Below are 26,478 nucleotides of genomic sequence, written 5' to 3'. Positions count from 1 at the left end.
GACCTCAGTCCCCCGCTCGACCAGCATCCGACTCGCGATGACGCGGCGCTACGGCCAGTGGTGGAGGACGCCGCGATGGGCCGCTGGGAGAGCGCCCGGGATCTGCTCGCGGCGACTGGACCGGACTGGGACCGGAGGATCTTCCGCCTACAGATCCTCGCCGAAGCGGGGGCGCGGCTCAGGTTCGCCGACACCTGGGCCAAGGCCGAGCCCCGCTCTCCGCACGCTCTCGCTCTCCTCGCGAACGTGCAGGCCCTACGCGCCATGATCGCTGGCCGTAAGGCCGGACGACCGATGATGGAGGAAGCCTGGTCCACATGCCACGCCACGCTGGACGCATGGCCCCAGGACGTGGCGCCGCTGGTCGTCATGCTCGCGCTGCTGCGTACCCACGCCCCCAACCGGGACACGCTCGGCCGGGTGTGGCAGGAGATCAAGCAGCGCGACCCGTGGAACCGCGAAGCACACCACGAGGTCGTCACCTATCTCTTCGCTCGCCACCACGGCCGGCCAGGAGAGGCGGCGTGGTGGGCTGACGAGCAGGCATCCACCGCTCCCCAAGGGCTGCCCATCGCCGTCCTTCCGCTGGTCGTTCTGGCAGAGGCGCACCGTTCGCGTCAGGAGCTGAACCAGCGCACCTACGGGCTGACGATCCATCCCTGGGTCGAGTGCCCGCAGATCGACCCCGTGCTGGAGCGGTGGTGGCGCTACCGCGCTCCGCACCCGCACGCCTGTTTCGCCGACGACGCCAACTACCTAGCCCACGCCCTGTCGTTCGCGAACCGCCACAGCGAGGCCCTGGAGGTCTTCGAAGCGCTCGGACCGTACGCCACCCAGCTCCCCTGGGCGTACTGCGGTCAGGCCCGTGACCTGTTCCTGCGCCACCGTGCCTGGGCCTACAGCCCTCCGCGGCGTCGGCGCTACTGAGCCCTCAGCCCCATCCCTCTCCCGCATCTCTCATACGAAGGACGGAACCTGTGCCTCTCGATGTCTCCCGCGTCTCTGACGAGGATCGGCTGAAGCAACTCGGCTATCAGCAGACCCTCTCGCGCTCGATGTCCGGCCGCGCGAACTTCGGCGTCAGCTTCACGATCATCTCCATCCTGTCCGGATGCATGACGATGTACGGCTACGGCATGAACACCGGCGGCCCAGCGGTGATCATGTGGGGCTGGCTGTTCGTCGGCCTCATGACACTCTTCGTCGGACTGTCCATGGCCGAGGTCTGCTCTGCGTACCCGACCAGCGCGGGCCTGTATTTCTGGGCCCATCGCATGGCTCCCCAGCGGTCGGCGGCGGCGTGGGCGTGGTTCACCGGCTGGTTGAACACTCTGGGGCAGATAGCCGTGACCGCCGGGATCGACTTCGGCGCGGCCACCTTCCTCAACGCCTTACTGGATCTCCAGTTCGGCTTTCCGGCCACACCGGGTCACACCATCATCCTGTTCGGGGGCATCCTTGCCCTGCACGGCGTGCTGAACACCTTCGGCGTACGGATCGTCGCCTTCCTCAACGAGGTCTCCATCTGGTGGCACATCCTCGGTGTGGTGGTCATCTGCGGCGCCCTGGTGCTCGTCCCCGAACACCATCAGTCGATCCACTTCGTGTTCGGCGAGTTCGTCAACAACACCGGCTTCTCCTCCAGTGTCTACGTGGTGCTGATCGGGCTGCTGATGGCGCAGTACACCTTCACCGGCTACGACGCCTCTGCCCACATGACGGAGGAGACCATCGATGCCTCCACCGCCGGCCCCAGGGGCATCGTCCGCTCGATCCTCGTATCGCTGGCGGCCGGGTTCATCCTTCTCTTCGGCTTCACGTACGCCGTCCAGTCCTACGACGGCGCCCTCGACTCTGCGACTGGGGTACCCCCGGCGCAGGTCCTTATGGACGCACTCGGTGCGGCGGCCGGCAAGTGGTTGTTGGTCGTCGTCATCGTCGCCCAGCTCTTCTGCGGCATGGCCTCCGTGACGGCCAACTCCCGCATGATCTACGCCTTCTCGCGTGACGGCGCCCTGCCGTTCTCCCGGACGTGGCACAAGCTCAGCCCCGCGACCCGCACCCCCGCCAACGCCGTCTGGCTGGCCACCGGCGGTGCCTTCGTCCTTGGGCTGCCCTACCTGTGGAACAGCACCGCATACGCGGCTGTCACGTCGATTGCGACCATCGGCCTGTACATCGCCTACGTGATCCCGACCTTCCTGCGGCTTCGCCTGGGGGGCCGGTTCGAGCGCGGCCCTTGGCACCTCGGCTCCTGGTCCACTCTCGTCGGAACGATCGCCGTCGCCTGGGTCCTGGTGATCACGGTGCTGTTCATGCTGCCGCAGACCACGCCCATCACAGTGAAGACGTTCAACTACGCGCCTGTTGCGGTAGGTGTCGTCATCGCCTTCTGCGGCACCTGGTGGCTCGCCTCGGCCCGCAAGTGGTTCCTCAACCCCACCCACCCCCGCGCCACCAGCCATGAAGGAGTGCGAGAAGCGGCCCGCTCGTAGCTCGCCGTCGGCAGGCCCCCGGCAAGGGCCTGTTTCTCTGCCGGTAGTGCGAGTGCGACGGCGGCCCGCAGTGCGGGCCGCCGTCAGCCATTGATCGTCAGCTCTCGCCGTACATGGCGCCGAATTCGAGGGTGCCTTGTGCGGTGGCCGTGGTGTCGGGGTGCTCTGCCGGGCAGCGCCCGCTGTCGGGTCGAGCGATCAGCGGCGTGAAGTGCGGTGCAGTGGCGTTTGTCAGAGGGCGTACGGGGTGAAGGGGCGACCGGGCTCGTCTATGGACGTGAGGAGACGGTCGAGTTCGGTCCGGTCGTCCTTGGTCATGAGCTCGACTGCGTTGCCGAGGGTCTTCGTGGTGAGCTGTTCCATGAAGGGGGCGAGGAAGAGGTGCAGGGCGTCGGGGGCTGCGTCCTTATCGTGCAGGTACTCCATGTAGCGCTTGTGCTGTGCGTGGAACTCTTCGAATTCGGCTCGGGTGGCCGAGAGGGCGGTTTCCTGTTCCTCCTTGGTGAAGGGCTGTCCGTCGCGGTGGGTCCAGGTGTTGGTGTCGGGCCTGTCCTTGAAGTCCGTGTCGCAGAGCAGGGTGACGACGTGGGGTCGGATTTCGGTGTTGCGGGGCATACGGGGTTCCTTTCGAGGGGCGGGCGGGGTTGATGCGTCAAGGGTCCGGAGGATTCCCGGTTTCGGTAACCGGGGATCGTCGGCTACCTTTCGCCGGCGCATGCCTGGTCAGCGCCGGCGGGCGGAGCCCTTCTCGGGCTGCGCGGTGGGAGCCAGGGGTGAGGAGACGGGCGACGTCCGCCCCGGTGCACTTGGGCGCTGAGCCGTGCTCCGGGCCTGTGCTGCACGTGCGCGGGCGCTGGGTGCCGGCCGTGCAGCGAGGCGTTCGATGCGCCAGGTCAGGACCCGCGCGGGCTGGCGGGCATCGGCCAGGGCACGCTGATCCGCAGCCTGCCGAAGAAGCTGCTCCGGGTTATGGCCTGCCTTCTCGGCGTCGGCGAGTACGGCGGTGAGTGCGTCGACGGCAGGGTCCTCAAGGACCTGTTCCGCGTAGTCGCGCACGGTCTGCCGGATGAGGAGGATGTGCCGCTCCACTACCGGTTGGGGAGGCCGGCGCTGGGCGAGAACGATCAGCGGCGCGGTAGCCGTCTGCTCGTAGGCGGCTTGGAGGTGGAGCAGGCTCTGGCGGGCCGCGGCGACCTGTTGGTCGTGGTGGTGGAGCTGGTGCCAGTGGGCGGCGGCGATGACGACGAGGATCGCGGCGTCGAGGAACATCGCCAGCAGGGCACCGTCCCTGGGGGCGCTCTCGCGGACCATGGCCCGCACGGCGCCGCGCAGCGCGCGGGCATGCTGGTGCTCGGCCTGGGTGCGGGAGCGGGTGGCTCGCTCGAACGCCTCGGCTGCCTCACAGAGTTGGGGACGAACATCCTGGGGTGCGAGGAGGGGGAGAACGTCGAGGGCTTCACCGAAGGCGGCCAGGTGGGCCTGGGCAGCCCCGTCGTATGCCTGATCGAGGTGGTGGGGGATGCGTTCCGCCGCTGCGGTGGCCTGATGCCACGGGTTCGCCCGGCGCGGGCCGCCCTGCGGCTGGTCGGTGGCGTCGAGGCGCTTTCGGATCTTGGGGAGGGACAGGTCGGGGGAGAGTTCGGATCCGGAGAACCAGATGGGCTCCTGCTTGCCGTTGGTGTCGCCGGCGAGGGCGACGGTGTAACCGCGCACGTCGCCGGAGGGGAAGTGCTTGACGTCAACGAGGACGCCGTCGGTGTGCTCCAGCAGGCGGATGAACTCCTCGGTGCTGGTGGCGACAGCCACGACGGTGCGCACCGTCGTGCGCAGACGTTCACGGGCACTCCGGTCGTGGCCGGCGCGGTTCGCTTTCTCCTGTTCGGCGCGGGTGGGGCGTTTGGCGGCGGTGCGGTCGCCGCGTACGACTTGGTGGAGTCCGTATTCCTTCTCGATGGCGGCGAGTTCGCGGTCGGCGGTGAGGTAGTCGTTCCAGTGGCGGGCGGTGCGCAGGTCGGCGCGGACCTTGGTGGCGGCGATGTGGATGTGGTCCGGGGCGTGGCGGACGGCGACCCAGCGGCAGCCGTCCGGATCGCCGTCAGGGGCAATGCCGGTGGCAGCGACGACGCGGCGCGCTATGGCGCCCCACTCCTCGTCGCTGAGATGGCGGTCGGTTTTGGCGGCGCGGATCGAGCAGTGCCACACGTGGCGTTCGGAGGCTCGGCCGAGGCGCTGGGCCTGCTTGACGTGCAGGTCGAGGTCGGCCACGAGGAGCTTCTTGACGGCGTCGAAGTCGTCGCCTGAGCGGCCGGGGTCGGGGGCGAATCCGTCGAAGGATGCGACGAGGTGGGGGTCGGTGTGGTCCTTGGCCTTCTTCGTGTCGTACAGGTAGCGGATGAGGCCGGCGGTGCTCTTGCCGCTGCTGATCTTCGCGATCACCTGGGCGCCTTGTGGCTGACGGCCTGGTTCGCGGCTGCCGCGATCTGCCTGACGGCGGTGCCGACGGCGTCCAGGGTGCGGTCGGTCTGGGCCAGCAGGCCGCCGTCCCCAGAGTGTGGATGGCCGCCGGAGTTGAGTTTCTTGGCGATCTGGTTGACGTTGTGCCCGATCGCCGCGACCTGATGGCGCAGGGCGTTGAGCTCGTCGATGTAGTCGTCGAGCGCGGTGCGCTGACCGGACAGGGTGAAGTCGCCTTGGACGTGGCCCAAGGCGAGGGCGGCGACGTAGTAGGCGCCACTGACGTTCAGCGACCTGGCTTTGGTGAGGATGGCGGCCTTCTCCTCGACGCTGTAACGGGCGTCGACGCGCTCCTTGCGTCGGCCGTTCTGGTCGGGCTTGCGGCGCTGGGCGACGCGGTGCAGGGCGGCTTGGTCGGCGGCACGCGGCAGCGCGACAGCAGCGGCGGGATCGGCGTCGGCGGGCTGGTTCTCCTCGGGCACCCCCTGGTGCCCGCCTGCCTCCGCCACCCCCGGGGCGGAGGCTTCCCCGTAAGACCGGCCTGTGGACGGTCCAGCGGGATACCTTGCTGACGCGGTGGCTGGAGTGGTGGTCATCTGCTGCTGAGGGCTGGGGAGTTCGTGGTGCTCGTCGTGCATGGGATGTGTCTCCGTGAGGTTGTGCGTGGCGCGGTCGTACGTGCGGCGGGGTTGCCGGCGAAGGAGGCGCTGTTCACCGTGCGGGCGATGTCGCGGATGAGCGTCTCGGCGTAGTCGGCTTGGCGGTTGGCGGAACCGAGTTGAATGGCCTCGGCGTTACGAGGGGGTCGCTGGCGACGTTCCGTTGGCGGCGGCCGGCGGCGGGCGGAGTTCCGCCAAGGCCGGGTATTCCGCCATGGCCGCCAGCGCCGGGAGTTCCGCCGTGGCGCTTACGCGGCGGTGGCGGTGCTGTCGGAGGCGAGTTCCGCCATGACGGCATCGGCGACCTTTTTGGCGCGGTCCTTTTGGATCGTGTACTCCTTGGCCCTGACCGCGTCCTCCAGCTGGGTGCGAGGGACGGTGCCGAGCTCAGCGCCGATTGCGCGGGCGGTTGCCCACAGCACCGCATCGGGGACGGTGGTCTTGCGCCCTCCCTTCTCGGGCTTCTCCTTGATCGGTGGCGCTGCGACGGAGGCGGCCTTCGTCTCAGGCGCAGGGGAGTCGGCCGTGGCGGAGGGCGTAGCGCCGGCGTCCGGTACCGACGGGTGCGGTCGTGCAAGGTCCTCGTCGCGCGGTGCTGCTTGTGGGTGGGCGGCCCGGTCAGCGCCTTCGGTACCCGCACCCCCCGGGTTCGGGCGGTCCGTCCCCCTGCCCTGCCTGGGCGCGTCGGCGTCCCGGGGGTTGTGCTCTGCGTTGCGGGGGGTGGATGAGGCAGGGATGTGCCACCGCGGCGGCAGGGTGAGGGAGGCGAGGCCGAGGGCCTGCTGGCGAGTGGCGAGCTTGCGCAGCAGCAGCTCGTCCTGGCGCGGGTTGCCGTCGACGTCGGCCCGTTCCAGGGCCTGGTGAAGGCGGTCGGCCAGGCGCCGTGCTCGCCGCTTGCCCCGCTTCTTTCCGGGCATCGTCTCGGCGAGCAGGATCAGGGCGACGGCCTCGCTCAGTGCGCGCTCGCGGATGAGGCGGGCGGCATCGGCGTCCTGGTCGGCGATGCCGAGGCGGGCCAGCAGGCGTTCGCGTGCCTGACGAAGCAGGACGGCTGCCAGGCTGCGCGAGGCGGCGTCGGGGGTGCGGTGGCGCAGTTCGATGCCCATGGCCAGGTGCCACAGCATCGCCGCCATGACGGGCCCGATCAGGGCCCGCACGGTGCCGCCGACGGGCCCGAACACGGCGTAGGCGGGGATGAGCTGACCTGTGGTGACCACCCACACCAGGACGCCGGGCAGACCGGGAGCCTGGCGGGGGCCGTTCAGGTTCTGGCGTGCCATCAGCGCGGTGGCGAACAGGGCCAGTTCAGCGATGGCGAACATGAAGGCGCGCTCGACGGTGCTGGCCATCTTCAGGTAGTCGGCGGCGAACCGCCAGCCGGTGTCCGCGCTGTAGGCGGTGCAGCCGACCGCGGCCACGGCAGCCACCCGCACGGCGACGGTCGAGCGCCACCGGCTGCGGACCGGCGGCTGCCGGCGCTGCCGCCAGACCAGCCATGCGGCGGACACGGCGAGCAGCACGACCAGTACCGCTGTCATTGGGGAAGGGGTGACCCAGCCCGGCAGGAGTGGGCCGCTGCTCTGGACGGTGTGAGCTATGGGGGCGGGGGAGCGCAAGGGGTGGTCTCCAGGGCACGAAAGTGGGGCCTACGAGGTGGGAGCGAGGGGCGTTCACGGAGGGGGCGTTCACGCGGGCCCCCTTCTAAAGGGGGGCCCGCGCGTGTACGCCTGGTCGCGTGTACGGCGTGGACGCTCGCGTGAACGCTTGACCTGCGGTTTCTCGGTGAGCGTGGACGCTGTGAGCGGTCCGCGGCGACGTGCAGGCGTGAGGGCCGCGTGTACGGTTCCGTGATCGCTTCGTGCGGCCCGGCGGGGAGGTCAGCCGACGGCGGTGAGGTGGCGTGCTGAGGCGTAATAACGCGTCTGCTGGCCGCCACCGGCTCCCCCGGCGACACCCTCGACCTTGGTCGCCAGGCCGGTGGCCACGAGGTTCTCCAGGCGGCGCCGTGCCTTCTCCAGGTCGGCACGCTCGGGGTCGCCCCCGCCGATCAGGACAGTCGCCAGCTCGCGGGCGCTCATCCCGTTCGGGACATTGCGCAGCAGGACGGCGGGGTCCTTCGTCGGGTCAAGGGTGGTGGTGCCGCGCCTGTGGTCATGGGTGACGTCCAACGGGCCGACCTCCCCGGTGGGGGTCTTGAGGTGGTGCAGGGTGACGGCGGGATCGCCGGCTTTCCCGGTGACGAAGAGGACGCTGCCCGCGCCGGCGGTGATCCAGGTGGAGCCGTAGACCTGGTCCAGGCCGGGACGCTGGCCGCGCGGGGCGTCGGCGGTGGCCTTGCGTTGGTGGTGCAGCTCCATGATCTCCACGCCGTTGCGCAGGGCGCGCATGCGGGCGTTGTGGAAGGCGACGGCGAGGCTGTCGTCGACCATGGTGCTGACGGCGTCCTTGAGGCTGTCGATCACAATGGTGTCGGCCTGGTGCGCGGCGGCGAGGTCGGCAAGGAGGTCGGGCTCCTTGTCGAGGGTGGCGGGCAGCGGGCCCTCCCAGACCACGAGCTGCTCGCGCAGGATCTTCTCGTCGCTGGGGAAGACACGGCGGTCCATGGCCCTGGCGATTTGCTTGGGGCGGTCCATGGCCAGGTAGAGCACCCGCCTGGCGGGCGCGACAGGCATCTCCAGGACGGTCTCCTGGAGGCCGAGGCGGGCGAAGATCACCTGGTGGGCCAGGGTGGTCTTGCCGACGCCGGGCGCGCCGACGATCATCAGGCTCTCGCCGGAGGCCCAGACCGTCTTCTCGCGGGTCCCCCACAGCGGTTCGGCATCCGCTCCGGTCTCCTTGACGAAGGACCACCCGTCTTTGGCGAAGCGGTTCAGGCGCCCCTGGCCCGAGGCGAGGGCGCGCTCTCGTTCGGTGCGTACTTCCGTTTCGACCTCGCTGCGTATCGCCTCGGGATCGGCACCCGGTTCCTGCGCGCGTTGGAGGGTGCGTACGGCAGAGGCGCGCAGGCGGCGCAGGTCGGCCTTCTTGCGGACGATCTCCGCGTGGTACGCGGCATTGCCGGTGCCGTAGAGCACGTCGGAGACCTGGAAGACGTAGGAGCGCCCACCGACTCGCTGCAGATCGCCCTGCTCCTCAAGGAGCTCGGTGAGGACGATCGGGTCGGTCGGCTTGTCCTCGCGGCGCTGGGTGAGCAGCGCGCGCCAGATGGTCTCGTGCGCGGGCCGGTAGAACGTGTCGTCGCCCAGGACTGGGCGGACTGCGTCGATGATTGCGCCGTTGTGCATGCAGGCGCCGAGCACCGCGCGCTCGGCGTCCACGTTGTGCGGAGGCTCCGTCGGGGCGAGATCCGCGTCGAGGCGAGATGGCGTCTGGGAAGGCAGGGTCGTACCCTGGGGCATGGAGCTCCTCATCCGGCAGGCCACTACGGGGCGGCAACCCCGGCCTCCGGTTTCGATCGTTCAGGGATGGATGGTTGTGCGGTGAGCCTCTACTTCGGCCCCGGTGTTCGTAGCACCGGGGCCGCTTGCGTGTGCGGATCTGTCCACCGCTGTACGGCGGACTACGACCATAGCCGAGATTTTCGGCAGCGCAACGCCTTGCATTTCACTCCGCAACGATGTTTAGTTGTGGACGTTGGCCCCAGTGGACCCGCTGTCGCGTGAAGGGAGGTGCGAGTGAGCGGTGAGGAAGGTGCGGAGCGCGCCGGTCCCGGTCGTCCGGTGCCGGAGGACCATGTCGCCGCACGCATCAAGCTGGAGCGCGAGGTCCGCGGTTGGAGCACGGTGAAGCTCGCCGAGGAGATGGCCGCTGTCGGCCATCCGATCAACCAGTCGGCGATCTGGCGCATCGAGAGTGGCAAACCCCGTCGCAGGGTCAACCTCGACGAGGCGCTCGGCTTCTGCAAGGTCTTCGACATCACCATGCAGGACCTGACGGGGCCGCCAGGAGAGCTGGCCACGCCCCGCATCCGCGAGCTTGCCCGTGAGTACGTCCAGATGACGCGGGAGTACCACCAACTGCGAGCGGCGATCGACCGGAACCAGATGCACCTGCACGAGATCGACATGGAACTCAACGCCTACGGGGACAAGGGACCCGAGCAGAGGGGGCAGGTCGACGAACTCCTCCGGCTCGAAGAACGGGCCCTGCAGAGGAGCCTGCACCCTTCTCGGGCGCACCTGCGAAACCAGGAGCAGCCACCCACGGGCGAATAGTCGGCTGCTGCCCCCTCACGGCGCTACGAACGCCGAGAACCTCCACACACGGCGATATCTGTCGCCGACGATCATCCGTCGACCCATCCATCCCTGAACGACGCCACCGGCCAGGCCGGCGGGAGTTGCCGCTCCCGCCTCGCCGCGACGCCGGCGGGAGGAGTACCCCATGCCGCAGCCTGCGCTGCCCATTTCCCAGATAGCCCAGCTCCTGGGCGTCCCCGAAGACGCCCTGCGTACCTTGGTGGTCGAGCGACGATCCGTCGGCGACGCGACTCTGGTCGCCCTCACCGTTGCCGAGGCAGCTCGCCGGATCGGCATCGGCCGCACCAAGCTCTACGAGTACGTGTCCTCCGGCGAGATCGCCTCAGTCAAGATCGGCAGCTTGCGCCGCATCCCAGCGGAGGCGGTGAACGACTTCCTGGCCCGCCGCCTGTCGGCGACCGACTTCGGGGCCGCCGCGTGACGCGATCCTCCGCACCGAAGTCCCGCCAGCCCAACGGCGCCTCGTCCATCTACCTCGGCAAGGACGGCCGTTGGCACGGCCGTGTCACCGTCGGCGTCAAGGACGACGGCACCCCGGACCGGCGCCACATCAGCCGCAAGACCCGCGCTGAGGTAACCAAGGTCGTCCGAGAGCTGGAGAAGCAGCGCGACTCCACCGGTGTCCGCAAGGCTGGCCAGACCTGGACGGTCGAGACCTGGCTGAGTCACTGGGTGGAGAACATCGCCGCGCCGAACGTCGGTGAGAACACCATCGACGGCTACCGCGTGGCGGTTTACCACCACCTCATCCCCGGCTTGGGCGCGCACCGCCTGGAGAAGCTGGAACCCGAGCACCTGGAGCGTCTCTACCGGAAGATGCAGGCGAACGGCAGCTCCGCCGGCACCGCCCACCAGGTACACCGGACGGTCAAGACTGCGCTCAACGAGGCCGTGCGCCGCCGCCACCTCACCATCAATCCGGCCTCCGTCGCCAAGGCGCCCAGGGTAGAAGAGGAGGAGGTCGAGCCGTACACGCTCGAAGAGGTCCAGCGCCTCCTCGCCGAGGCCACCAAGGTGCGCAATACCGCCCGCTGGGTCATCGCCCTCGCACTCGGCCTGCGCCAGGGCGAGGTCCTCGGCCTGAAGTGGGAGGACGTCGACTTCGAAGTGGGCGTCATCCTCGTACGCCGAGGCCGCCTGCGGCCCCGATACCAACACGGCTGCGGCGACAAGTGCGGCCGCAAGCCTGGCTACTGCCCGCAGAAGATCAACATTCGTCGCGAGACGAAGGACACCAAAACCCGCGCCGGCAAGCGTCCGATCGGCATGCCCGAGGAGCTGCTGCAGCTTCTGAAGCGGCACAAGGAAGAGCAAGAGCGCGAGCGCGCCCTCGCCCGGGACCTGTGGGTGGAGAAGGGGTACGTGTTCACCTCACCGACCGGCGAACCCCTCAACCCCAACACCGACTTCCACCGGTGGAAGGATCTGCTCAAGGCGGCGAAGGTCCGTGATGGCCGTCTCCACGACGCCCGCCACACGGCCGCGACCGTCTTGCTCATCCTTGGTGTCCCGGAAGCGGTGGTCGACCGCATCATGGGCTGGGAACCCGGAAAATCCGCCCGGATGCGCCGCCGCTATCAGCACCTCACGGGCCAGGTGCTCCAGCAGACAGCGGCGAAGGTGGGCGGCCTCCTGTGGGGCCCGAAACCGCACATGCTCGAACCAGCGCCTGGAGGTCCAGTGCCTGGCCCGAGCCAGACCTCCGTTCTGGCCGAGCCGACGGTGTACGTAGCTGTCCTTGGCGATCGTCGCATCCCGTTCCTGCGCCACGAGCACGCGGAAGCGGTGGCCTCGCAGTGGGGTGCTGACCATCCCGACTACTCGGCAGAGGTCGAGGAATGGGACCGGGAGAAGTGGGAGCACAAGGGCCCAGGCGGCGCACGGGCCATCCGCGACTGCCTGCCCGACCGCCGGATCGTCCACCACGCCCACGCCGTGTTCCTGGCCGGTGGCGAGCGGCTCAATATCGGCCGCGATGCCCAATGGTCCGTCACAGCCTGGGAGTTCGAGGCCGACCTCTACACCGATCTGTTGGTGCGCTGGCACACCACTCGCCGTCCAGGCCAGGAGGTCGAGGCCCAGGTCCGTGGCACGGACCAGCAGGCCGTTGCTGCCGCATTCGCCGAGGCTTGCGCACAGGCTGTGGACCGAGCCAGAAATCCTGGGAATTACGGCGACACGATGGCGCTGCTGTGACTCCGGCTGCCGGTCTGGCCCGCAGCGCAACCCGCGGACCAGACCGGCAGACCACGTCTTTGAGCGCGTCGGCGTCGGCCCTTAGCTTCCACGAGCCAACGGTAGATGGCACCTTGAGCGGTGCGGTGATGCTGGTGCCGTCGCCGCTTACACCCAGGCGCACGACGGGTGGCGGCACTCTGTCGACTCTGACGAAGAGTTGCTGGTGCGGGGCCCGGGGCAAGGAGAGCGACTCGTTATTCGCCCTCCTTGCCCCGTTCAGCTAGCGGCAGGCACTCGGGTCACTCGATGATGTCGAGCGGGGGTAGTGCATCGACGATCTTCATCGTATCCAGGCTGACCGTGACGATGCGCTTGAGCAAGTCGATGATGTAGCGAGGATCCTCGGACCAGTCGTTGGGGTCGTTAACAATCCCCGAGTCCTTATCCGTCTTCACCCAGTACCGGTCGATGATCCATTCGATCGCGGAGCGGGCACCCAGCTGGTAGCGGAACGCCTCCTCCGGGATGTTGGTGAGCGTGACCCGGGGGTTGTAGACAATGGCGGTGCGGTCGACCTGGCCTTTCACCCGGCGGAACTTCATCTTCTTGCCGACCCGGAACAGCTCGCTAGGTGGGGTCGACGATGTTGCGCCAGAAACCTGCTCGACGATCCCCGCGTACGGCTCCGCCTGCTCGTAGCCAAGGTGAAGCTTGGAGAGGGCGCGGCCGGCCTCTGCGAAACCTTGGAAATCCTGCACCTGGGGGATGCGGGGGAGGGACTTCTTCAAGTCAGCAGCGAACTGCTCACGATAGGCCGGGGAGTGGAGCAGGCCGTACGTGTAGAAGAAGATGTCGTCGCCGGTGATGTCAGGGTCGGCGTAGGTTTCGCGATATGCAGTGACGGCGGCCGTAGTGATGTTAGTGACGCGCTCAAAGCCGCCGGAATTCAGTTCGGCGGCGGCGAAGAGGTCATCGCCTTGGCCGAGCTCTCGGTAGGTGTAACGGGGGAAGAAGGTTCCGCCACTGCCAGCACCTGTTACGTGCAGATTAGGCAGAGTGTCCAACACCAGGACAGAGAAGGGGACAGCTGAGCCACTTCCGACAATGTAGAACCCCTGGTTGCCATGCTCCGGAGAAGGGAAGAGTCTAGGCAACTGGTACGTCATGTCATTCAGGCGCGAGTTGAAGTAGACCTTCTGCTTCGCGAACGGGCGGTATGTTGACGTGACAACACAGGCCGCATCGAAGACGTACTTCTGCTCCTTAGTCAGCCGGGTCTTGTCGGCACGATTCCAGCTGATTTTCTTCGGGTCAGTGTCGATCCATTTTTCAGCGTCCCGAATGCCGGGAGCCGTGAGTCCGTGGTTAGCGCAGTAGCTCCGGAATCCGTCGACCTGTTTGTTGTAGAAGTCAATCATCGACTCCATGCTGGTGCGCACCTTCTCGGCAGAGAAGTTGTATACCCAGGCGTCGCGAGCTGTATTGAGACCGCTGGAGTACATAGAGAAAACAACCTTGGTGGCAAGCTTCTTGTCTTTGTCGCCGATTGCCTGGAAGGTGGCGTAGTCCTCGGAGCGCTGGTTGATCCAGTCGCCGTCGGCATTCGGCGTGATCTCTTCCCACTCGATCGTATCGAGGCCCTGGGAGTTCAGGATGCGGAGCTTGTCGTCGCGGCTGAGGTAGTCGCCGATGTCACGGTAGCGCAGCATGCATCCAGATTCGGCTGTGGATGCTTTGCTGCCCTTGACTAGGAGCAGGATGGCGACGGTGTTGCGGCTTCCAGAACCAAAGATCTTTCCGCCTTCCTTCTGGGACTGCTCTCCAGCGGTGCGCTGGTTCCCGCGGAGGTTGTAACAGTAGATGGCATCGAATTCTTCGACGAGCGAGTTTCGGAGGCCGTCTGCGCTGGTGCCGTCGATATAGCCACCGTTGGAGACGAAGGCCACGACACCCTCGTCCTGGATGCGGTCTGATGCCCAGCGGATGGCACGAATGTAAGAGTCGTAGAGCTTGTTCTTGTTACCCACGGCCGACTTGGCTACGTACGTCTCCGCGATACGGCCGTCCAGTGCCTCGTACTTGAGGTTCTGGTTGTTGTCGTTGACGCTGTCCTGGCCGACCGAGTAAGGGGGGTTGCCGATTACGACTGTGATGGGCTGAGCCTTCTGCTTTTTCGCGCGCTCGCTGTTGCCCTCTAGCACGTCCATGCCGTCGAGTTTGGCGGACCCACCTTCCGCTAGCTGGAAGGTGTCGGCCAGTACGATGCCCTCGAATGGTTGGTACTCGCCACCCTCGTCGGCGAGTTCGTGGTAGGCGGCTTCGATGTTGACGGCAGCGATGTAGTAGGCGAGCAGCACGATCTCGTTGGAGTGCAGCTCGCTGGTGTACTTGCGCAGCAAGTCATCGGGTTTGATCAGCCCAGACTGAAGCAGTCGGACTGGGAAGGTGCCGGTGCCGACAAAGGGATCGATGACATGGACGCCTTTGTCGGTCAGCGAACGGCCGAAGTGCTTGTTAAGCGCCTGTTCGGTGGAGCGGATAATGAAGTCCACGACTTCAACCGGGGTGTAGACGATGCCGAGTGCCTCGGCAGTCTTCGGGAGCGCGGTCTTGAAGAATTTGTCGTACAGCTCGACGATGACCTGCTGGCGGCCGGTGTGGTTGTCGATGCCCTTGGCCCGGACTCGGACCGAGTTGTAGAAGTCCTCCAGGGTCTTGTTCTCGGTCTCCAGGCCCTGATCGTCGAGGACATCCAGCATCTTCTGCATGGCATGGGACACCGGGTTGTGCTCGGTGAACGCGTAGCTGTTGAAGAGGGCGTCGAATACGGGCTTGGTGACGATGTGCTGTGCGAGCATGTCGATGGCATCGGGCTCGGTGACGCCCGGGTTTATGGTCGCCCGGAGTTCGTCGAGGAACTCCTCGAATGCGGCCCGCTTGTCGCTCAGCTGCAGTGCGGCCTTGATGCGGGTTACGTGCGCCTGGGCGATGGCGGCCACGTCCTTCGCCCACAGCTCCCAGTACTGGCGCTGCCCAACCTTGTCGACGATGCGGGCATAGATTGCCTCGCGCCAGTCCTCAAGCTTGAGTAGGGCCTCCTGGATGTACTGCGCACCCTGGGCTTCCTGATCTTGCGCGCTCTGGGCCTCGGCCGACGTAGTAGAGCCGTCCTGGTCACCGAGGGCCTCGTCGCCCGGGGCGACGTGGCCGATGCCGATGTTCTGCGGTGCCTGCTGGTTCAGAGAGATCTGGTTGACGGTGGCGTTGAAGCGGTCGTCGTGGGAACGCAGCGCCTGCAGGACCTGCCAGACGGTACGGAAGCGGTCGTTGTTAGCGAGCGCCTGCACGGGTGGCATGCCGGCGGGAACGGCAACCGGCAGGATGATGTAGCCGTACGACTTTCCTTCGGCGCGGCGCATAACCCGGCCGACCGACTGGACGACGTCGACCACGGACTTGCGAGGGTGCAGGAAGAGCACCGCGTCCAAGCTGGGGACATCGACGCCCTCGGACAGGCAGCGAGCGTTGGACAGGATGCGCGCGTTTGCTGGCCCCGGGTCCTGCTTGAGCCAATCCAACCGCTGGTTGCGGCGCAGGGTGTTGAAGGTGCCGTCGACGTGCTCGACCTCGCAGTGCAACACTTCGTCATCGCCTTCGTCGTAGGCGTCGACGATGGCGTTGAAGTTGTCGGCGATGGCCTGGGAGTCGGCGATGGAACGGGAGAAAGCGACAGCGCGCTTCATTGGGGCTTCGTCCTTGCCGAAGCCGTCGCCGCCCGCGAACGTGCCTGTTCTCTTGGCCATGGCGTTCCAACAGCCGATGATCTTCGCTGCGTCGTCGAGGTTTAGCTCAGAGCCACCTCCTGCGAAGCCCTGTTGGAGAGTCTTGGCGACCACGCCTTCGTCCACGGTGAGGATCAGGACCTTGTAGTCGGCAAGGAGGCCCTCCTCGACGGCCTTGCCGAAGCCGAGGCGGTGGAACTCCGGCCCGTACAGTTCCTCGCTGTCCATCGAGGCGACCGCGGCGCTGGAGTCTTTGGCCTGTTGCTGGGTGTCCTCGTTGTAGATGCGCGGAGTGGCCGTCATGTACAGCCGACGGTCGCTGCCGAGGTAGTCGTCATCGTGGACGCGAACGAACGCTGACTCGTCGGCGCCAGCGATGGTGACGCCGGTCGTACGGTGGGCCTCGTCGCACAGGACCAGGTCGAATCGGTTCAGGCCCTTCTTCTGCGCAGCAGCCACAGTGTCGATCGACTGATAGGTCGAGAAGACCACGGTCAGGCCCGGACCCGCCGCCACGCTCGCGATCTGCTTGATCAGTTTGTCCGGGTCGGTCGTGGCTGGCAGCGCCAGGTCATGTGCCGCCATGTCCTGGCTGTCGTTCACGGCCTGTTGCTTCCCGACCTTCACATCGGAGCAGACGGCGAACGGGCGCAGCGTGACCTGAGTCTCTGAGGACCACTCCCGCAACGTCTGCGAGAGCAGGGCGATCGAGGGCACCAGGAACAGCACTGTGGTGTGTTCTCCCTGGCCGGCCTGGGCGCGCTCTTTCTGTAGGCGCTCGGCGATCTTCAGACCGGTGAAGGTCTTGCCAGTGCCGCAGGCCATGATCAGCTTGCCGCGATCGTTCTCGGCGAAGCCAGCAAACACGTCGTCGATCGCCTCGCGCTGGTGCGGTCGCGGCGACTTCTTCTCGTGCAGTTTCAAGTCGACGTCAAAGGCCGCCCCGGATTGTGGCGGCAGATGCCATGCGATCGGGCTCGCGGCGATGTCGGACAGGCCAAGGCGGGTCACCGGTGGCTGCTGGCCAGCCATGGTGTCCTCCGCGTTCGGACCCCACTTCTCCGTTGTGGAGATGATCATGCGGCGGGTGAACCCGCCCTTGCCCGAGGCGGCCAGGAAGGAGTCTATGTCCGGCTTCTGCACCGTGTGCGTGGGCTCGTAAAACTTGCACTGGATGGCACAGAAACCGCCCGTCTCCCGATCCTGAGCCACCAGGTCGATTCCAGTGTCCTTCTTGTTTGCCGCGGCGCCTGGCCAGTCGGCCCACAGCCAGACCTGACTGAACTGCTCGTTCCACTGCGGATCGGTGTGCAGGAACTTGACCATGAGCCGCTCGAAGCGTGTTCCACGTTCATGGTTGTCCTTCGATGTCTCCCGGATCACCTTCAGGACGTCGTGCACCGTCGTCGTCACAGCCCCTGCTTCCTTCGCCACTCCATGGGCGGCGGTAATTCGCGTTCCACGCTCGCCTGCGCATCAACCCCGGAGAGCCTATCTGCCATGGGCGTCGTGATCCGGAGAAACGTACGGCCCCGGCGGTGGGGCCCAGAGCGCCCGCGGGCACCCGACATCTCGCCGACAGGACGTGCACAGAGTCCGTCGGCGTCGATCCGGGAGCCGGTGCTGGCCTTGAGTGTCGTGTCCGGGGAGGGGGCGGGCCCCGGGCCAGTCACGTTTGCGGGCCATGTGGATTGCTGAGCCCTGGGATCATCGGCCGGTCGTAACCGAAGTCGTGGACGAGGACATGGCCGCGAACGGACGCCGACAAATCGTTGTCGGCGCCCAGGAGACGGAACGGGGGCAGGGGCTGCTGCCCCTGTGATCTTGATCTGGGCTCGTCTCCAAATGACCTGATCGTTGGCGGGAGGTGGAAGTCTGTCCGTGGGTGTCCACGGCTGTCCGCCCCGCACAACTGAGACCAAAACTGAGACCACACACGTCGAAGGGCCCCACCGCGAACGGTGGGGCCCTTCAACATCGTGCCCGGTGAGGCACTGGCGGAGGATACGAGATTCGAACTCGTGAGGGGTTGCCCCCAACACGCTTTCCAACTGTCCGCACGGCCATCCGGGGGCGTTCAGGTGGGTTCGTGGGGCAGGCCAGGCAGGCCGGGCGTACGGCGCTGAACGGTCGCGACCGCGGGCGTACTGGACAAAGACCAGGACAACGAGCGGCTTGCGCGAGAGGTGAGTCGGCAGATTCACAGTCTCATCACGTCCAACACGCTGCATAGCCTCTGACCTCAGATGATGCTCGTCGAGTGATCCCGATGATGTGTCATCGTCCCCTACCGAGGCTCTACCGGCTCATTCCGTCATGAAGCGATGCGCAGCCAGGCCGAGACTGGCCGTGCCCATGAACCCTGCACCGCCGGCTCCCACTACCGCAGGTCCTGCGGCCCCGGCCATCTCAAACAGCACACCTGCGGCGGCAGCTCCAACCACGCTGGCCAGAAGAATGATCGCCAGCCAGACGGCCTTCTGCGAAGGGTTGTTCCCGTTCATCTGCTCTCCTTCCCTCGGCGCTTCTGGGCCGAGAGAGCTCGTTCGCCAACGCCTCCCCTGGCGGGCAGTTCCAAGGTGGCAGAGGTAAAACCGCAGGTCAAAGGGCATGATGAGCGCTCCTAAAGGAGACTAGCTACTCCCCTGCTGTACCACATGAGCGCCTGCAGAGTGGAAGAACGACCTCTTAGCAGAAGTGCCTGTCCGTTCTCAGGGGAAGGTAATAGGAAGGACCTCCAGGACCCCTGGTACCCCTGGGACCCCTGTACCCCCCGTTTCTCCTTCAGGAAGGTCGATGGCTTTGCCTAACCCCCTCCACCCCTCTGCAGTCAGGAAGCTCCAGAAGGCGGCCGACCGGGCTGCTAGGCGAGGGAAGGTCCCATTTCCACCAACGTTCATCAGGTCCCAGATCGACGGAGTACTGCCGCCCCTTGCCCAACTCATCCAGGGCGGCCGGGGAGGAGAGGTCCGCCTAAAGCTTTATCTCTGCATCACAATGATGGCTACGGCTAAACCGTACGACCTTCGGCAGCCACCGGCTCCGCACGCATGGGCGCGCATGCTCGCCTTACCGCCCGATACAGGGCCAAGACGAGTTAATAGTAATCTCAAGTGGTTGAGCCAAAACGGCTTCATTGAATTAGAGCCTAGGCGTGGAAATACCCCAGCCATCAAATTGATCTCCACTGAGCAGCCAGGAGGTGCATACGTCCGCGCAAGTACCCAAGGGCGATACGTGGGCATCCCTATCGAGTTCTGGCGAAACGGCTGGATTCTTCATCTGAGTGCAACTGGAATCGCACTACTGTTTGCTCTAACGGAAGCCCTGGGCGGCTACAAAAAACCACGTTACGTCACCAAAGAGCGGCGTGATTCCTATGGCCTTTCTCACAATACGTGGACCGGAGCTAGGAAAGAACTTGAACATCACGGGTTCCTGACGGTCAAGCAGACTCCACAAGGGAGCGATTTCGACTATCGAAGGTTGCGAAATTCGTACTGGGTAGACGAAGGCAGGTTTCTAGACCCACCGGGTTCTGTCCTTCCTCCGGGGTCCACGGTTCTATAGGGTCCTAGTTGAATGTTCTGCATTCTCCACGTGAGCCAGAAGGAGCCAGAGTGCGTGCCGAGTTCAGCGCAAAGAGCCGTACCATCCTTGCCCAACGAGCCGCGTACCGATGCTCCAACCCGAATTGCGGAGCGCTAACAATCGGACCCGGCGAAAAGAGTGACGATGTTGCCATTAGCGGAACGGGCGCGCATATCTACGCGGCAGCAGTCGGCGGCCCGCGCGGAACAGGTGGTTTGCAGCCTGCCGAAAGGAGCGCTCTAACTAACGGCATATGGCTCTGCGCTACATGTGGAAGGCTAGTCGATACAAATGAGGGGAACGCATATCCTGCCCCTCTGCTAAGAAGCTGGAAAGACTGGCACGAGGCGAGAATTAGACTCGAAATGGGAGGGTATGCCAGACCGATAGGGTGGATCCAATCACTTCATGTGATCGATCACTTCCTTTTGACGCCGTCAGTTGTGCGGTTCTCGCGCTGCAATCTCATCATAGGAAACAATGGGTCGGGAAAGACGGTTCTCTTATCGCTGCTACAGTCAATTTCGGACCCCGAGGCCCTTATGGGGAGGAGGGGGCTTGAGCCTTCACCGCGCGTAAGCGCTAGAGTGAACTGGTACGACCCCCAGCCGAGGATCGCCGAAATTGTGGCGGAAGGGTACTCGCTCGTTTATCGAGTTGATGGCGTTGAGGCCTTTTTCCCGCCGCGGCCATTCCGAACAATATCTGTATGTGAGCCGGGATCTACCCGAAGTGGAAACTTGACAAGCATTGCCCGGAGTCTAGGAATACCTAAATGGGTAGTGCGTAACGCAGTGGAACGAATGCCGGACGTCCTGGCGGACGTTGTGACGGAGACCACGATACGCGGGGATCAGGTAGCTTTTCGCGCAGCCGGCGACTCGACTTCGCGGCCATTTGAATACCACTCTGGTGGGCGTCAGAATGCGTTCACCGTGCAATTGATCGCGACAATCGGAGAGGTGCAAGCGCGCAGCGAACCTACGATTCTTCTTCTTGATGCCGCGACAGCGGCCGTGGATTTCGATACAAGGAAGAAGATGTTCGACCTACTTAGCTCGCCAGCCCGATCGTTCCAGACGATCGTCACGTCTCCGATGCCATTTCAGGTAGGCCATGATTGGACGGTTTCCCTATTGCGGCGGAAGGCGAATGGGCGGACTCATATCATCCAAGATCTCCCTGAATCGGTGGCTCAGCTCGTACACCACGAGGCTTGATGGAACCCGCAACTCGACCGCCACGTCCCCCAGAACGGGGCGCTCAAGGCTGGGGAAGACGCAGGACAACGAGTGCCGGGCAGAGGAACACCCCGGGTGCTTAGCCCCGTGGCACCCTTGGCAGCGAGCAACGGTGAGAGCGAGAGGAGCCCACGTGTCGGAGGCCAGTCCGCGCGGAACTTATCTGGGTATTTCGGAGGCACTGCGCAGGGGAATCGAAGAGGGCGAGATCGTTGACGCACTGCCGTCTGAGGCTGAACTCGTCAGCCTGCACGGGGTCTCCCGCAACACGATCCGCCGCGCGCTGAAGGTTCTAGAAGCCGAGGGGGTGCTTCAGTCCGCGCCCGGCAAGGGCTGGAGTGTTGCACGGGGTGGCGACCGGCGATCCCTCGTGGAGCGGATGACTGACGTGATCGCAGAGGATTCGCTGGCGATCGGTGATGTCTACCCGTCCGAGGGCAAGCTCTGCGAGCGCTTCGACGTCTCCCGCACGGCCGTGCGCCGTGCCATTGCCCAGATGGAGGGAACAGGCTTGCTTGACACTGTCCACGGCAAGGGGCGCACCGTACGCGCCCTCCCCACTCAGAGCGGCCGGCCGTAGCCTTGGCCGCCATGGGACTGACTACGTGGGCGTACTCGCTCTCCGAATCGCTGCTGTCCGATCCGCTGCCGCGTCGCTGGGTGCACTCCCTCGGGGTCGCAGAGCGCGCCCGCTCTCTGGGCCCGATCCTCAGCGCCGATGCGGAGCTGCTGGAAGCAGCCGCGGTGCTGCACGACATCGGCTACTCGCCGAGCCTCGCCACCACCGGATTCCACCCGCTGGACGGGGCCCGGTTCCTCCGCGACCAGGAGGGCGCGGACAAACGGGTTGTCCGCCTAGTGGCCCATCACTCCTGCGCTCTCCTGGAGGCCGAGGAGCGAGGACTCCGGCATGAGCTGGAGAGCGAATTCGAGCTGGAGCGCCCCGACCTCGTGGACGCGCTGCTGTTCTGCGACATGACGACTACGCCGGACGGGCTCCACACCACGCCGGCGCGTCGGCTGGCCGAGATCCTGGAGCGGTACGGGCCGGACACGATCGTCGGTCGCTTCATCCAGCGGGCAGCGCCCGAGATCCACGCAGCCGCAGAGCGCGTGGAATCCCGTATTGCCAAGGTGGGTGCCGGAGATCAGCCGATGTAGGGCTCGGTCCGCGAGTCGTCCAGGCCGTGCTGGATGCGCAGTCTCATGGACGGGTGGATGTCCAGGTCGTCGAGGTCTGCCGGATCCATCCAGCGGACCTCTTTCGACTCGCTGCTCGTCCGAAGTGAACCGCCGGTCGGGTGGGCGCGGAAGCAGATTGAGAACTGCTGCCGCACCTCCCCGTCGTCGTACGCGAGCACGTGCTGAGGGTCGGTGTAGAGCCCCGAGATCCCGTCGATCTCGACCGTGATCCCCGTTTCCTCCTCCACCTCCCGCACGACCGTGTCGCCGATGCTCTCGCCGATGTCGTGGCCGCCCCCGGGGAGTGCCCACAGGTCGTTGTCGGTCTTGTGGATGATGAGCAGCCGTCCGGCATCGTCACGGACGACTGCGGTGACCGAGGGGACCACGGAGTTGGCGGCCGGCGCGTTGGGGTCGCGGAAGTAGTCGATTCGGCTCATGCGTGCGGACCTCCGAAGTCGACGGGTGATGCGATGGGCCTGGCCGTTTCCCAGACCCGTTCGATGCTCTCAGCGTACGCATCGAACAGTTCGCCCCCTGGCACCCGCTGGATGTGCAGGACCGGGGCCATGTACGCGCCGACTCCGTACAGGTGGCCGTTGGCCAGCATCTCGTCATCAGCCCGGTAGATCGAGTTGTAGAGGGTCGTGGCGTGCAGCCTGAACTCGACCCCCGGGAGTCCGAAGAGAGGCCCGTAGTTGACGAGGGCGTTCCGAACCTTGCTGGCCATGGCGGATCCGATGCCCTCATCAGCACCGCGCACCGCGACGGCTGGGCTCTCCGGTTCGCCGAGCATGAAGCGGATGGAGACGCCGGCCGCTGACTTCTCCTTCACGACCTGGTGGAACGCGGAGTCTTCGGTCAGCCAGAAGCCGGAGTAGACGAGCACGTCGAAGTGCTCCTTCGCCTTCGCGTAGAGCTGCAGCCACAAGCGGTTCGGTACGACGGAGCGGTGCGGATACAGCTTGATCAGCTCTGCATTCCCTGCCTCTGTGACCTCCGCAGATGTCCGTTCCTCCGGCCAGAGGTAGGACATCTCGCACTGAAGCAGTGAGGCAGCGGCGTACTGGAATCGCCGGTAGGGCTTGCGCTTTGGGTCACCGATCCAGCGCTCCACCGTCTTCGCCGACACCCCTAGGCGTGCCCCGACTTGATCGAGCGTCAGACCGCTCTCAATGATCGCGCCGCGCAGTCGTTCGTTGGCCATGCCGTGCTCTCCCCCTGGGACGACTTGGTGCGACTTCACCCTAGCGAAGTCGTCCACAAGTCGTACATGTGCGAGGTCGATCGTCTTCGGTCCTGAGGCCAATCTGTAAGTAGATCGAGCGAGGGACTCGCAGAACCCAAAAAAGCCGCAGGGCTTGACGGAGCGAATCCTTCTCTGCAAGATGAGGAACAGGTAACACATGTTCCTCATGGAATGCCCGGAGGAAAGCCCGCAGGGGTGAGTACGAAGGCCGCGTCCGTTGCTTGAGAACTGAAGAGCGTGCCGACCCAGCCACATGCACAGGTGTGGTGATGGGTGCAGGCCACCACCCCGACCGCCCATGTCGGGCCAGGTGCCTGCCCGGATCCGCCTTCTCGGTGGATCCGGCATTGCTTGATCGGAGGGCTTTGCCCTCCGTGTTGCTCCGATGGTCGTAGGTCAGGTTCGACTCCTGGCCGGAGCGCGGGCCCCGTCTTTGGGGGCTCTCCGTGCAACCAGCCCCGGCTGTCGCCTCTCTCCAAAGACCGCGACCGCCCCGGCTCCCTTCGCTGATCAGGAGAGATCCACATGCGTTCGTACATCGGTAACCACCAGATCGTGAACCCTGCCGAGTTCGAAGAGCTGGCGCTCGGCTTCGATGAACTGCCCCTGGGGCTGGACCGGGACCTGTTCCGGGGCCCGCTGACCCCGGAGACGGCCCAGGAGCGTGCGGCCCGTGAGGCGGTGGCCCGCGAGGTCATCGCGGAGCTGGCCGCGATGGGTGAGGGCGGCGACGAGATCGCCGCGTGGGACGCGCTCTACGCCGACGCGCTGACCCGCACGGTCCCCTTCTTGCGGGGCGCTGCCCGTGACGCCGGCCGCTCCTCCTGGATGGGGGCAGCGGCATGAGCGCCCGATCGATGCAGGACCTGCACCGGGTGCTGATCTGGCTCGGTTCGCTGGTTGTCGTGAGCTGCACCGTGAGCGCCGTGGCGGTGCACGAGGGCTGGCTCCTCGGGGTGGCCGCGCTCGGTTTCGGTGTCCAGCACATCGGCTGGTCGCTTTACCGGCGCCGGATCGGCGGTGCGGCATGAGCCACACCTTGGCGGCCCTGTCCGCCGCGCTTCCCCTGGCGTCCGGCTGGTCCGTACACAGCCTGTGGATGCGGCGCCGGATCGAGACCGCCCGCCGCGACCCGCTCACCGGGCTGTGGACGCGGGACCCCTTCGAGGAGCGGGCCCGCAAGAGTCTGGCCCGAGGGTGCCAGCGCGCCGTACTCGTCTTGGACCTCAACCGGTTCAAGGCGATCAACGACACCCTCGGCCACGCGGCCGGAGACGCGGTCCTCCGCGAGACCGGGCAGCGCCTGGGCCGGTGGGCCGAGGAACACGCCGGCATTGCTGGGCGCCTGGGTGGAGACGAGTTCGCCGCCCTGATCCCCGGCTACGGCATCGACAAGCTACGCGCCGACCTGTTCATGCTGACCGGTCGACTCGGCCAGCCCATGCCGTTCGACGGGCGCCCGATCGAGGTGAGCTCCTCGATCGGGGCCGCCTACTACCGCACCGGAAACGGTGACCTCTCCACCTTGCTGCGCCGTGCTGATGAGCAGATGTACCGGGCCAAGCAGCGCGGCGGGGGCTGGCGCATCGCGCACCGGCTGGCCGTCCCCCAGGTGGGCACGGTCAACGGCCGCCGCGATGGCCGCCGTGGCACGAGCGGGGTGGCGGCGTGATGGCAACCCGCAACGCACTGAGCAGGGCACAGAAGATCGTATTGACGGCCGCGTTCGTGCCCATGCTCGCCACCGGCGTCGCCGGTGGGGTGGGCACGTACAGCAACATCAGCCGCGCGTACGGCTCGGGTACGGCGCTGGGTGCGGTGGCGGCCGGTGAGGGTGCGACCGCCGTTCTGGCGCTGGTGCTGCTCGGGCTGACGATGCTCGGACAGTCCTCCCCGGGGATCATCCGGGTGGGCTTGTGGGCCCTGCCGGCCGCCGCATCGGTCATGGCCGCGATGGCGGCCGATGACCCGGGCCGCACCGTCATCTACGCCGTGACCCCGATGGGCATGTGCGTGGCGGCAGAGGGCATGGCGTTCCTCGCCCGGCGGATCGTCGTCCACCAGGACGGACGCGACGTCGAGGCGGAAGCGAAGGCTGCCGCCGTGGTGCGGGCCCTGGCCTACCACCGGGCCCGCGCGGCGAACCACCCGCAGTCGAGGGTGCGGAAGTCGTCCGACCGGACATCGTGGAAGCTGGCCCGGAAGGTCGGGTTGGGCGACGCGTCGTTGGGTGCTCGGCTCCTGGACGTCCAGCGGGACCGGCTCAGCAGCGGTGCGGACGCTGCCCTGGCCGCGATGTTCACCGGCCCCACAAACCAGCATGAAACAGCTGAGTTCACCGTAAATCGGTTGGGGTCTGACCTGCATGAGTCGGCCCCCGAGACGACCCCCGTAGCGGCCGAACTCCCGGCCCCTGAGTCGGTCGACTCGGCACCGGTCATCGAGCCGGTTGCTCTGCTGGAGTCGGTTTCGGTAGTCGAGCCGGTCGAGCTTCCCCAGTCGGCTCCGGTCAAGGCGGTCGCCGCTGTGGAGTCGCCTCCGCGTCGGGCGACCGGTCGGGTGCCGAAGTCGGCCCGTACGCCCCGACTGACGCGCGATTCGGATGAGCTGCTGGATGAGGCCCGGTCGGTCACGGCCAACTGGTCCGATAGCGAGCTGACCGCCGAGGCGATCCGCAAGGCAGTCCGGACGTCATCCGCCAGGGGCCGTCTGCTGCGCGACACGCTGAAGGCCGAGCGCGCCACTGCCGCTGAAGCGACGGCCGCGTGATGGCCGGGCACGGCATACCCGTCTACTCCTGGAGGCTCGCCCCGGACGGGCTGGCCACGCGCCGTCAACTCCGCGCGGCCGGCCTGCGCCCCGGCGGCCAGGACGTCGTCGCCCAACTGGAGCGACCGCGCTACCGGCGAGAGCCGCTGACCGCCTACCTCTACCGCGTTGACCGGGCCAAGCCCGTCCGGCCCATGACCCCGGCCAAGTGGGACGCGCTCGCCCTGGCGATGCTCGCCCGCCGAACCTGCCCCGAGTGCTCCACCGACGCCGGATACGTCATCCCGGCCTCGCTCGGCATGTGCATCCCCTGCGCCTACCCCGAAGGAGGTCAGCCATGAGCAACACCACGGCTTTCCACTACGTCATGACCGTCCAGTCCCCCCACGGTGAGCAGGGCACTTTCACGGCCACGTGTGATCTCGACACGTCCAGCCCCGGCATCACCCGAAGCGCCATCTACGACGCCGTCAAGGCCAACGTCGCGCAGCAGATGGGAACCGAGCAGCTCACCGTCCTCTACTTCGACATCCAGCCCAACCGGCTCTGACGCACCAGCAAGCACCGCAAATAGCTGGGCTCCGGGGCGGCCGTCCCGGCCAAGGAAACGAGGCCGCCC

The 26,478-nt window shown here is 66.4% G+C and carries 22 protein-coding genes; 13 read left to right on the top strand and 9 right to left on the bottom strand.

Translation table 11 applies throughout. The features are described 5' to 3' along the window. Window positions 1–57: 57 nt before the first annotated feature. Window positions 58–927 (top strand): hypothetical protein, encoded by an 870-nt coding sequence (locus OG432_RS15935; RefSeq protein WP_328311597.1) that lies wholly within the window; start codon window positions 58–60, stop codon window positions 925–927. Between the two features lie 50 nt (window positions 928–977). Beyond that, a complete protein-coding gene (locus OG432_RS15930; RefSeq protein ID WP_328311596.1) occupies window positions 978–2,495 on the top strand; it encodes an amino acid permease in 1,518 nt (505 codons plus the stop codon). Between the two features lie 231 nt (window positions 2,496–2,726). On the opposite strand, the gene OG432_RS15925 is transcribed toward OG432_RS15930, so the two are convergent. The 5 genes from OG432_RS15925 to OG432_RS15905 form a co-directional block, all read right to left on the bottom strand. Continuing rightward, window positions 2,727–3,110 (bottom strand): hypothetical protein, encoded by a 384-nt coding sequence (locus OG432_RS15925; protein WP_328311595.1) that lies wholly within the window; start codon window positions 3,108–3,110, stop codon window positions 2,727–2,729. A gap of 108 nt (window positions 3,111–3,218) precedes the next feature. Further along, the gene (locus OG432_RS15920; RefSeq protein WP_328311594.1) at window positions 3,219–4,931 is read right to left on the bottom strand and encodes a relaxase/mobilization nuclease domain-containing protein; all 1,713 of its coding nucleotides are present in this window, start codon (window positions 4,929–4,931) and stop codon (window positions 3,219–3,221) included. Then, a complete protein-coding gene (gene mobC, locus OG432_RS15915; protein WP_328311593.1) occupies window positions 4,928–5,458 on the bottom strand; it encodes a plasmid mobilization relaxosome protein MobC in 531 nt (176 codons plus the stop codon). Before mobC ends, OG432_RS15920 begins: the two co-directional genes overlap by 4 nt. Window positions 5,459–5,856: 398 nt before the next feature. Then, window positions 5,857–7,146, bottom strand: coding sequence for a hypothetical protein (locus OG432_RS15910; RefSeq protein WP_328311592.1), 1,290 nt, complete (start codon window positions 7,144–7,146; stop codon window positions 5,857–5,859). A gap of 339 nt (window positions 7,147–7,485) precedes the next feature. After that, the gene (locus tag OG432_RS15905; protein ID WP_328311591.1) at window positions 7,486–9,006 is read right to left on the bottom strand and encodes a DnaB-like helicase N-terminal domain-containing protein; all 1,521 of its coding nucleotides are present in this window, start codon (window positions 9,004–9,006) and stop codon (window positions 7,486–7,488) included. Window positions 9,007–9,282: 276 nt separating this feature from the next. Between OG432_RS15905 and OG432_RS15900 the strand changes: the two genes are divergently transcribed. From OG432_RS15900 to OG432_RS15890, 3 genes are all read left to right on the top strand, one after another. After that, complete coding sequence (locus OG432_RS15900; RefSeq protein WP_328311590.1) at window positions 9,283–9,822, top strand: helix-turn-helix transcriptional regulator; 540 nt, start codon at window positions 9,283–9,285, stop codon at window positions 9,820–9,822. 169 nt (window positions 9,823–9,991) lie between these two features. Beyond that, window positions 9,992–10,288, top strand: a complete 297-nt coding sequence (locus OG432_RS15895) for a helix-turn-helix domain-containing protein (protein ID WP_328311589.1) — start codon at window positions 9,992–9,994, stop codon at window positions 10,286–10,288. Further along, window positions 10,285–12,063 (top strand): tyrosine-type recombinase/integrase, encoded by a 1,779-nt coding sequence (locus tag OG432_RS15890; RefSeq protein WP_328311588.1) that lies wholly within the window; start codon window positions 10,285–10,287, stop codon window positions 12,061–12,063. Before OG432_RS15895 ends, OG432_RS15890 begins: the two co-directional genes overlap by 4 nt. Before the next feature lie 281 nt (window positions 12,064–12,344). On the opposite strand, the gene OG432_RS15885 is transcribed toward OG432_RS15890, so the two are convergent. After that, window positions 12,345–17,240 carry a DEAD/DEAH box helicase gene (locus OG432_RS15885; RefSeq protein WP_328311587.1) on the bottom strand — a complete coding sequence of 1,632 codons (4,896 nt, stop codon included), beginning with the start codon at window positions 17,238–17,240 and terminating at the stop codon, window positions 12,345–12,347. 893 nt (window positions 17,241–18,133) lie between these two features. Then, window positions 18,134–18,331: a hypothetical protein gene (locus OG432_RS15880; protein WP_328311586.1), complete on the bottom strand. Its 198-nt coding sequence runs from the start codon at window positions 18,329–18,331 to the stop codon at window positions 18,134–18,136. 2,461 nt (window positions 18,332–20,792) lie between these two features. On the opposite strand from OG432_RS15880, the gene OG432_RS15875 reads away from it, so the two are divergent. Next, complete coding sequence (locus OG432_RS15875) at window positions 20,793–21,239, top strand: GntR family transcriptional regulator (protein ID WP_328311585.1); 447 nt, start codon at window positions 20,793–20,795, stop codon at window positions 21,237–21,239. Between the two features lie 11 nt (window positions 21,240–21,250). Further along, a complete protein-coding gene (locus OG432_RS15870) occupies window positions 21,251–21,820 on the top strand; it encodes an HD domain-containing protein (protein WP_328311584.1) in 570 nt (189 codons plus the stop codon). Here OG432_RS15870 and OG432_RS15865 read toward each other — a convergent pair. Together OG432_RS15865 and OG432_RS15860 are read right to left on the bottom strand one after the other, a co-directional pair. Further along, complete coding sequence (locus tag OG432_RS15865; protein WP_328311583.1) at window positions 21,808–22,281, bottom strand: NUDIX hydrolase; 474 nt, start codon at window positions 22,279–22,281, stop codon at window positions 21,808–21,810. The two genes, OG432_RS15870 and OG432_RS15865, sit on opposite strands and share 13 nt — an antisense overlap. Then, on the bottom strand, window positions 22,278–23,048 hold the full coding sequence (locus OG432_RS15860) for a helix-turn-helix domain-containing protein (RefSeq protein ID WP_328311582.1): 771 nt from the start codon (window positions 23,046–23,048) through the stop codon (window positions 22,278–22,280). Before OG432_RS15860 ends, OG432_RS15865 begins: the two co-directional genes overlap by 4 nt. A 567-nt stretch (window positions 23,049–23,615) precedes the next feature. On the opposite strand from OG432_RS15860, the gene OG432_RS15855 reads away from it, so the two are divergent. The 6 genes from OG432_RS15855 to OG432_RS15830 are packed head-to-tail and all read left to right on the top strand — an operon-like array spanning window position 23,616 to window position 26,409. Next, window positions 23,616–23,936 (top strand): hypothetical protein, encoded by a 321-nt coding sequence (locus OG432_RS15855; protein WP_328311581.1) that lies wholly within the window; start codon window positions 23,616–23,618, stop codon window positions 23,934–23,936. Then, complete coding sequence (locus tag OG432_RS15850; protein ID WP_328311580.1) at window positions 23,933–24,121, top strand: hypothetical protein; 189 nt, start codon at window positions 23,933–23,935, stop codon at window positions 24,119–24,121. The genes OG432_RS15855 and OG432_RS15850 overlap by 4 nt, the downstream gene beginning before the upstream one ends. Then, window positions 24,118–24,762, top strand: coding sequence for a GGDEF domain-containing protein (locus OG432_RS15845; protein ID WP_328311579.1), 645 nt, complete (start codon window positions 24,118–24,120; stop codon window positions 24,760–24,762). Before OG432_RS15850 ends, OG432_RS15845 begins: the two co-directional genes overlap by 4 nt. Beyond that, window positions 24,762–25,859: a conjugal transfer protein gene (locus OG432_RS15840; RefSeq protein ID WP_328311578.1), complete on the top strand. Its 1,098-nt coding sequence runs from the start codon at window positions 24,762–24,764 to the stop codon at window positions 25,857–25,859. The genes OG432_RS15845 and OG432_RS15840 overlap by 1 nt, the downstream gene beginning before the upstream one ends. Next, a complete protein-coding gene (locus OG432_RS15835) occupies window positions 25,859–26,200 on the top strand; it encodes an RRQRL motif-containing zinc-binding protein (protein ID WP_328311577.1) in 342 nt (113 codons plus the stop codon). The genes OG432_RS15840 and OG432_RS15835 overlap by 1 nt, the downstream gene beginning before the upstream one ends. After that, window positions 26,197–26,409 carry a hypothetical protein gene (locus OG432_RS15830; protein WP_328311576.1) on the top strand — a complete coding sequence of 71 codons (213 nt, stop codon included), beginning with the start codon at window positions 26,197–26,199 and terminating at the stop codon, window positions 26,407–26,409. The genes OG432_RS15835 and OG432_RS15830 overlap by 4 nt, the downstream gene beginning before the upstream one ends. Window positions 26,410–26,478: the final 69 nt, after the last annotated feature.

The sequence above is a fragment of the Streptomyces sp. NBC_00442 genome, assembly GCF_036014195.1.
Classification (GTDB): Bacteria; Actinomycetota; Actinomycetes; order Streptomycetales; family Streptomycetaceae; genus Streptomyces.
Note: the sequence above shows the minus strand (reverse complement) of the source record. Positions and strands in the feature narration are given on the sequence as shown.